This is a genomic window from Mannheimia haemolytica (assembly GCF_004342115.1).
GTDB classification, from domain to species: domain Bacteria; phylum Pseudomonadota; class Gammaproteobacteria; order Enterobacterales; family Pasteurellaceae; genus Mannheimia; species Mannheimia haemolytica.
The window spans coordinates 1-8671 of record NZ_SMAC01000048.1 but is presented as its reverse complement, the minus strand read 5'-3'; the positions used below and the strand labels follow the sequence as shown (position 1 = coordinate 8671).

Genomic DNA, 8671 nt, shown 5'->3' with positions numbered 1-8671 from the left:
CGGATTTGGGTGGAAAAGAATTTAAGCTCAAATTAATCTGACAGACACGGTAATTTAAAACGGGGGACTGTCAGATTAGGTTTGATCTTCTACATTTTTATATCTATCTCACCGCCATTTGAAATAAGATTACTTCTGCTTGGCAACTGAAAGTTATCCACATTTTCATCAGAAAGCCATCTATAATGGGTGTGATTTCACTTTGAATGTCGCAAGGCTCGGTTTCTACCGATTTTGCTTTTTGTGTGAAAAATTCGACCGCTTGTACAGCTATTTCTTCACTATCATACACTGCTTCAAAGGCAATTTGGCGGTCTGAGTTATCTAACATAGAGTCGCCTTTTAGCTTACACATATTATGTGCATCAGCGGCTTTTTGTTGCATTGTTTTGCTCATATCACACCTTATCTGCAATCTCTTTTAACCAAGTATAGGATTGATGCTGTTTTTGCTCATCGAAAATGTAGCTTACCGCCATAATTTCATCAATTTCAATGCGTGCTTTTAATGACTTGAGCTGTTGTTCAACGCTCTCTCGGCTACCGATAAGTGAACAAGCAGTCATTTGGCGAACAACGGTTTTCTCTTGGTTGTATAACGCATTTTGTTGGAACGAAACAGGCCCGAAATGCGGTACGATTTCCGCTTTCACAAAATTTTCCCACACTTTATCATCGGATTCGACGGGCGGTTGTAAATAGTTTTGGGCATTGGTAACAACATTTAAGAAAAACTGAGTCTGAGTGGTAGCAAGCTGTTCTGCCTCTTGGTCGGTTTCTGCCGCAATCGCATTCACACCTAAAATCACATAGGGTTTATCTAACACTTCAGACGGCTTAAAGTGTGTGCGATAAATTCGCACCGCATCGTCCATAAAACGAGGAGCGAAATGTGAAGCAAAGGCATAAGGCAAGCCACGTTCTGCTGCTAAATAGGCACTTTCAGGGCTTGAGCCTAAAATATAAAACGGCACATTCAACCCCTGTGCAGGGTAGGCAGACACAGGATTTGTGCCTTCAAAATAACCTTTTAGTTCGCTGATTTCATCAGGAAATGGCAGACTTTGTGCATTACGGCGTAAAGCGGTAGCGGTTCGCATATCGGTGCCTGGTGCTCGCCCAAGCCCAAGTTCTACACGGTTAGGGTAGAGTGTTTCAAGCGTACCGTATTGCTCTGCCACAATATAAGGACTATGGTTAGGCAACATCACGCCACCTGATCCCACTCTTAATTTTTCAGTGTGAGAAAGGGCATGCTGAATGAGGAGCTGTGTTGCCGAGCTGGCAAGGTTTTTCATATTGTGGTGCTCTGCAATCCAATAGCGTTCAATGCCGATACTTTCCGCGTGTTTTGCTAATTTCACCATAGAATCGACCGCTTGTTTGGCAGTTTGCCCTTCACGAATAGGTACAAGGTTTAGGATAGATAACTTTGTCATTTTGTTCTCCGAGTTTGCATATAAAAAATGCTGAATAGGATTTACCTACTCAGCATTGTAAAAACCCTAACTATTTTAAGGGGTTATTTCTTGCTTAAGAACACAACCGCATCAACATAACGTTTGATGAAATCATTCGTTGATGAAGAATCTGCAAAGCCTTCTAAGTTGAGTTGGTATTGACCATTTACGAAGAATGCAGGCACACCACGAATTTGGAAGTCTTCCGCTAATTGAACTTGTTTATTCACTAAGCCATTTACCGCAAAGCTATTAATACCGCTATCAAACTGTTCAGCTGTAATGCCGTTTGCTAAGAATACAGAGCGAATATCGTCCATTGATTTGAATGCGTCTTTTTGAGCACCTTCAAATAATGCGGTTTTTACTTTATCTTCCGCACCTAATGCCATTGCTAATGCCCAAGCACGAGTTAAATCTTCAGATTGGCGACCTAAGAAATTAACGTGATATTGCACTAATTTGCTATCGCTTGGTAATTTTTCTTTGATTTGGCTTGGGATTTTGTAGCTTAATTCAAAATCATAACAGTGTGGGCAGTAGAATGAGAAAAATTCCACCACTTCTTTTTGTGCAGAAGGTGCTTTACGCACTTCGATATATTCTTTGCCTGCGGTTGGATCAGCAGCGATTGCCGTTGAGTTAAATGTAAAAAGGGCAGAAAGTGCAACAAATGCCGTTTTTAATGCCAATTTTTTCATAATGATTCCTTCAAAAATGTTGATAAATAATAAATGCTAAACTAGCTAACGGATAAGACAATCTTAATCGTTTAAAATTCCACGAGCTCGCAATAAAGCCGTTTTAAAATCATCTTCATAATCTTTTTTTATGCCGGGAATAGGCTCAAATTTGCCTGCATTTCGCATTTTAAGCTGATAGATTAACACTTCATCGCTTAACGCTTTGAAATTATCAGGCTCGCCCACTTCAACTGAAAGCTGCTGCAAAATATCAATGAGGTGTAAGTCAGGATTTTTACGCCAATGTTCGCCAAGTAACTCTAATAACTCTTCTAAACGTTCGCATTTCATCTTTTACCCCTTAAAAAACTTGTTGGAAATTAAACGAAATAATATACTTTTACTCTTATTTTTGCAAAATTTTAAGGGATAAAGCTGTGAGTAAAACAATAGAAGAACGCATTTCAGCCGTGATTTTAGCGGGCGGTTTAGCTCGTCGAATGAATGGGGTAGAAAAAGGGTTACAACTTTTTGAAGGAAAACCGCTTATTTCACACATTTTAGCCCGACTTTCACCACAAGTTAGTGACATTTGGCTTAATGTCAATCGTTCTATTGAGCAATATCAGCAGCTTTATCCTGCTTTTTCTTACTATCAAGATAGCTTGCCTGATTTTCAAGGTCCACTCAGTGGAATGCTGGCAGGATTTGAGCAAATTGAAAGTGACTATTTGCTTTTTGTGCCTTGCGATACGCCCTTTATGCCTGAGCTGTTATTGCAAAAATTAAAAACTGCTTTGCGGATAAATAACGTACAAATTGCATATGCCCATGATGGTGAGCGTCCACATCCCACTTTTGCGTTGATTCATCGTTCGGTACAAGAAGATTTGAAAGCCTATTTAGGCTCAAACCAACAGCAATTGCTTGCGTTCTTCCAATCACAAAAAAGCGTGGCAGTTGATTTTTCCGAACAAAAATCGGCATTCACCAACGTGAATACATTGGAAGATTTAAGCCGAGTAAGCCAATTCCCTGTAAAAAACCTTGCAATTACAGGCTACAGCGGCACAGGTAAAACCACCTTATTGGAAAAATTAATCCCAAAATTGACCGCTTGCGGTATTCGGGTTGGGCTGATTAAACATTCCCACCATAACGTTGATGTAGATAAAAAAGGCAAAGACAGCTACCGCCTACGTGAAGCAGGAGCAAACCCGACAATGATTGTGTGCGATGAACGTTGGGCATTAATGACAGAAACCAAACAAGCGGTCGAATTTTCTCAATTAATTGCAAAATTCAACCCGCAAGAGGTTGATCTCGTTTTCGTAGAAGGCTTTAAACACGAAACCTTGCCAAAAATTCAGCTCCACCGCAAAGGGATTGAAAAACCATTGCCAGAGCTAGACCAATGGACGATTGCCACCGCAACGGATTACCCGCTTGAGAGAGAAAATTGGTTGGATATTAATAATATTGGGGGAATAGCAGATTTTATTAAGAATTGGTTAGAAAATAAGGCAAGTTAGATACTCTTTTTAAGAGTAGAAAAAGCCCCTAGAAATAGTTCTAGGGGCTTTTTCTTACCAGCTATATCCTAGCTTAACACCAGCAAAATGTTGTTTTTTGATTTCGTTGCCGTTAATGAAACCAGCGTGTAAGTCGAATTGCCATTGGTTATGTTCAAATCGGATACCAGCTTCGGTTTTCAGATAGCGACCGAAACGTTGGTTGATATTGTTATTATTGACGTTTACTGCTAAGCGTTTGTTACTTGCATCCACATAGTGGGTTGTAATGCTTGGTTCAACTTTCCAGTCATCCAATGAAAAGGTTTTACTAGCTTTTAGACCCGCTTGATATGTCATAAAGTGGGTATTTGGTGAGCTGATTTTCGCTCCTCCTAGTGTATAGTCTTGGCCGCTGAAATGGTAGTATCTTGCTCCTATTGTTGGCTGAATTTGAACTCCTGCGAGGTCAAATTGATGTCCAATGTTAGCACCAATAGAGGAAATTCGGCGGGTAAAGTGGTTTTCACCAAATAGGTAGAGTTGGTTTTTTGCTTTACCGTAGCTGCCATCAAGGCTGATAAAAGTGCCTTGTTGAGATTGCCACTTACCATATAGGCTTGCCATTAGTAGATTCGATTTACCGTTTACACCCTCGTTAAATTCCGCGTTAGCGTGGTTTTTAGATAATGCAACTCCAAACATTAAACCGTTATCTATCGGCATTTGTATGCCCAGTTGGGTCAGGTTGGTTTGTTGTTTATACGGGCGGTATAAATCTGATTTATGCTCGGTTTTCTGATGTTCGACGCTGCTCCATACGTTGAATTTATCGCTTTGTTTGAAGAGTTGGCGATCTAAGCTATTACTGATTTGCAGAGCAGAATTAGCCTGTGCCGAGAGTTCAGAAAGTGCTGTGTTAGCGTATTGGCTTATCCAATCTGCTTGAATAATATTCATCATACTCGTATCTTGATTAGTTGCTTGCATTGCTGGAGCAGAGGCTTTTATTAATACAAGATCGTTTACAGAGCCTAGAGCTAATTTGGCTTCTTCTAGCTTTTGATCTGTGAGTTTTACAGTTGCATTAGCGTCATTAAATATTGTTTGTGTTTGTTTAATTTTATTTTGAATAATGCTAATTTGTTCTAAAACTGCCTGCTGAGTATAGTAACCTAAGCGACGAGAATTCACATATTTTTGCAATACATTCAGTTGTGAATTGAGTCGTCTTAGCTCAGATTGAGCATTTATCATAGATTGTTTTGCTTTTTGATTTTCTAATTGGTGTGCTGAAAAATCTTTTTGTAGTTGAGTAAGATTTTGTTCAGTTTCTTTCTTATCTAAAGTAGGAACATTAGTAACAGATTCCTTTTTTGGAATAGAGGATACAGATGTAGCATTCATCTCTTTAGAGGTTGAATTTGGTATTAATGGATTAAATAAATGGTAATTGTGATTACGATTTTCTAATACATAACGATAAGTACCTAGATCAACATAATTATTTTCTAGAGAAATAGAAACTTTATTGCCTTCTTGGTTGCTATTTTTTAAGCTTAGTAGGTTTAATGAGCTTTTTGGATTTGCTTCAGTTGTGCTATTTCTAACGGCAAGGACAAAATTTCCTTCAGCAATACCGTCAACTTGGAGATGATCAGATTCGCCCTTGGCTAAATTTGCGGTATAGTTAATTCGTCCATTACCTTTTAGATTACCTTGGATGATCATCTTGTTGAATCGGACTGGGATTTCCGTGGTAGCAAATTTATCGTTTAGGCTAAGGATCGACCCTTTTTCCATTGTAAGATGCCCAATCTGGCTCGTACCATTGTTTAACCAGTGACTGTGATTTGCTAAAGTGATATGAGTTGTTTGATCAGCTTGTACAGAACCAGTGAGGTTTGCTTTGCCTAAATTTAATTGGCTATGGTTTTGTAATTTAACATTACCTTTAATGGCGGTTGTTGCTAGATTTGCAAAAATATTATCGGAAATGACCGCTTGCACTTCACAATGTGTAGTGCCTGTGTATTCAGAATCATAGCAACTTGGCGTTGAACGATTAATAAATCCTAAATTGAGTTTGGCTTTATCAGTCGCAGTAAAGTGACTATTTACTTCATTGACATTTCTCCCGATATAGAGTTGTGCCATTTTATTTACCGTGATATTTTTAGCAGTAAAATGGCTGTCTTGCCAATCGTTTTCACGCACAACATCATGCTTATTCTTAATATCATAAGCGTGTGGCGTTGGGTGACCAGAAAGCAACAATGTACCACCTTTAAGGGTGAGTTCACCATTAAGGTTAAATCCTCCCGACATTGTGTAGATATTCTTTAATTTATCTTGTTCTGTATTTACTTCTGTTTTTGTATCAAACACGACATTTAATATCCCATTAGTTTTATTGGAAGCATCTTCCCCTATAAAACCATTAAACGTGTCATAGCGCTGTCTTAAGTTTTTGGCATCTAGGATTTTCTGTATTGCTTGCTCGCGGTTACTGGAAAGAAATTCCCAGTGATCGTTACTTGTAGCATTCGTTGGATAATATACTCTCGAATTACCTTTCAGACGGAAGTAATCTTTGCGTTTATTTTGATAAGGATTGGTATATTCGTAAATGTCTGCTGGGCTATTACTTGCCCATTTTCCCCATATAAGATCATTACTAGTGAGAGGATCTTGGCCTTGTATTATTAAGGTAGAAATGTGATCGCGATTGTGGTTTACAATACGAGCATGTTTATCGCTGTTTTGAATACGTTTAAAGGCGATGCTGTTACCGTTTAGGTCTAAACGACCTCCGCGAAATCCAAAGTAAATATTATCGGGATTAACTTGATCTGCACTACCTAGCACAACAGTGGGGCGACCACTTACGATTCCTACTGTATTAAAGGCCTGTTTTCTTCCTTGGTGATCGGCTTGCTGGTTAAGTATTACAATACCATCACCTACACTGATATCGCCAAGATTCTGTCCACGTCCATTTACATAGAGTGTTCCTTCCCCGAGTTTAGATAAACGATCGCCTTGTGGATTTTTTACTTGCCAATTCACTTTTTTATCTTTACCGACGATAATACCTGCACCTTGCCAAGTTTGGTCTGTTTCAGGACGAATAGTGAGATTAGCGTTCAGATTTAATGCACCTGCACCTTGGTCAATATCCTGTTTTAGTACAATAGTTGCATCTTTACCATTAAAATTAATGGTTTTACCGTGATTTTCTTGTGGCAGAGAAGTGTTTTGGTTTGCAATGCTACTATCTTTTAGATCAACGTTGAGTTTTTGCACATTATTTGATTGACTAAGAGAGCTGGATTTACCTTGAGCAGTCCAATTGAATTGTGCATTTTGTACGGTATTATTGATTGTTCCTGCAATATCTTCGGCAAATTTTTTCTCGTGGAAATCTTTACGGATAATCGCAGAGCGGTTGAATTGATTATCCATACCATTATAGAAATTGAGCACACCAACTAATACCCATCGTTTTTCGTTCATATCATAGGCGTAAGAACCTGAACCACTATCACCAGGTAGTGCATAGGTTGAAAGTGGTCCATAGCTTACTTGATAAAGGTTACTTGAATAATCTAACCAGTGATCAGGGGAGCTTTTAGATAATTGTAATGTGGTACCGCCAGTAAGATATTCATAAGCACCAGCGATTCCAGTTGTTTTATTACTTTCTTTTCCTCTTAGCGCTTGTGTCCCTGAACCAGCACGAAGAAACATAGGGAAGCGTTCTTCATTTAAGTAGGGTTTAATAGATGTACCTGCATTGGTGACTGCGGCAGGCACAACTTCTGTTACTAATTTATTTAATCGAGGAGTATGATAGTCTGGGTGCAACCCTCCTTGAACCTTTTCATAATCATTGCGGTCAACAATTTTATAAGTATAGTGATGTGAATCAGGGTTATAACCTGCAGCACCAAATTGAACATTTTTATATCCAGTATTATGTGCAACACTAACTAAATATTGTGGTGCAATTAAAGTAGAATATCCACCTCTTACCATAGCACTAAAATCAACCATTGGTAAATTATGAAGCATCGTGCCTACAAGTTGTCCATTGTTGTCTTTAATATCAATATTCATTGAACCAACTGAAAATGGTCCTTTATTTTCGGCAAAATCGCGGAAGTATTGATAGTCCACATCATTACGTACAACAGATGCTACAGCAGGTAAACTTAATACGATTGTTACAAAAGAAGCAAGATAAGAACGAGTAAATGTTTTGGTCTTCATAAATGAGAAGTTTATCCTTATAAGTAATAAAAAATTCTGGCTATTCTGTCTTATAACTGATAGTTTGGCAAGATGTCTTCCCTTATTTTATATAAAATTACTAAGTAGTGTTTGCTGTCAATTATTTTAGTCATCAAAGGAATAAATTATGAACTTGAGTAATGCATTAAAATTAATCAAATATAATGAATTAGACGTGCTAGAAGTTAATCACAATAAATTCAAAGCTAAAATTGCATTACAAGGAGCACAATTGCTAAGTTGGCAGCCGTATAATGCAGAGCAAGATGTGCTGTGGTTAAGTGAGATAGAACCGTTTAGAATTGGCTCTGCGATTCGTGGCGGTATACCAATTTGTTATCCGTGGTTCGGTTCAATAAAAGAGCCTGCCCACGGCACAGCTCGCATTCAAGAATGGCGTTTAGTTGAGCATACTTGTTCTGATGAAAATGTCGGTTTGGTATTTGCCTTAGAGAATAAAGCGAAAATGGAAATGATGTTAGGCGAAACTTGTGAGTTATATTTTACCCATTTAGATCCAGAACCAGCACAACTGGCATTGCACTCTTATTTTAATATTGGTGATATTGAAAAAGTGGAAGTGCAAGGCTTGCCAACTCGCTGTTTTGATAAGCTAACCGATCAAGAAGTTGAAGTGCCATCACCTCGCAAGATAAGTGAAAATGTGGATTGTATTTATCCGGCACAAGCGGTGAATTTTATTCAAGATTTTGCAAATCAGCGC

The 8671-nt window shown here is 38.5% G+C and carries 7 protein-coding genes; 2 read left to right on the top strand and 5 right to left on the bottom strand.

From position 1 onward, the window contains the following. Window positions 1-103: 103 nt before the first annotated feature. From EDC41_RS12845 to EDC41_RS12830, 4 genes are all read right to left on the bottom strand, one after another. Window positions 104-397 carry a YfcZ/YiiS family protein gene (locus tag EDC41_RS12845; protein WP_006252261.1) on the bottom strand — a complete coding sequence of 98 codons (294 nt, stop codon included), beginning with the start codon at window positions 395-397 and terminating at the stop codon, window positions 104-106. Window position 398: 1 nt separating this feature from the next. Continuing rightward, a complete protein-coding gene (locus tag EDC41_RS12840) occupies window positions 399-1439 on the bottom strand; it encodes an LLM class flavin-dependent oxidoreductase (RefSeq protein ID WP_006252260.1) in 1041 nt (346 codons plus the stop codon). Between the two features lie 83 nt (window positions 1440-1522). Next, window positions 1523-2161, bottom strand: coding sequence for a thiol:disulfide interchange protein DsbA (dsbA, locus tag EDC41_RS12835; protein WP_006248321.1), 639 nt, complete (start codon window positions 2159-2161; stop codon window positions 1523-1525). A gap of 63 nt (window positions 2162-2224) precedes the next feature. After that, on the bottom strand, window positions 2225-2494 hold the full coding sequence (locus EDC41_RS12830) for a YihD family protein (protein WP_006248320.1): 270 nt from the start codon (window positions 2492-2494) through the stop codon (window positions 2225-2227). 86 nt (window positions 2495-2580) lie between these two features. Here EDC41_RS12830 and mobA point away from each other — a divergent pair, with 86 nt between their 5' ends. Continuing rightward, window positions 2581-3675, top strand: coding sequence for a molybdenum cofactor guanylyltransferase MobA (gene mobA, locus EDC41_RS12825; RefSeq protein WP_006248319.1), 1095 nt, complete (start codon window positions 2581-2583; stop codon window positions 3673-3675). Window positions 3676-3729: 54 nt separating this feature from the next. On the opposite strand, the gene EDC41_RS12820 is transcribed toward mobA, so the two are convergent. Continuing rightward, window positions 3730-7926, bottom strand: a complete 4197-nt coding sequence (locus EDC41_RS12820; RefSeq protein WP_006252259.1) for a S6 family peptidase — start codon at window positions 7924-7926, stop codon at window positions 3730-3732. 148 nt (window positions 7927-8074) lie between these two features. Here EDC41_RS12820 and EDC41_RS12815 point away from each other — a divergent pair. Continuing rightward, a partial coding sequence (locus EDC41_RS12815) for an aldose epimerase family protein (protein ID WP_132303698.1) occupies window positions 8075-8671 on the top strand: 597 nt, incomplete at its 3' end.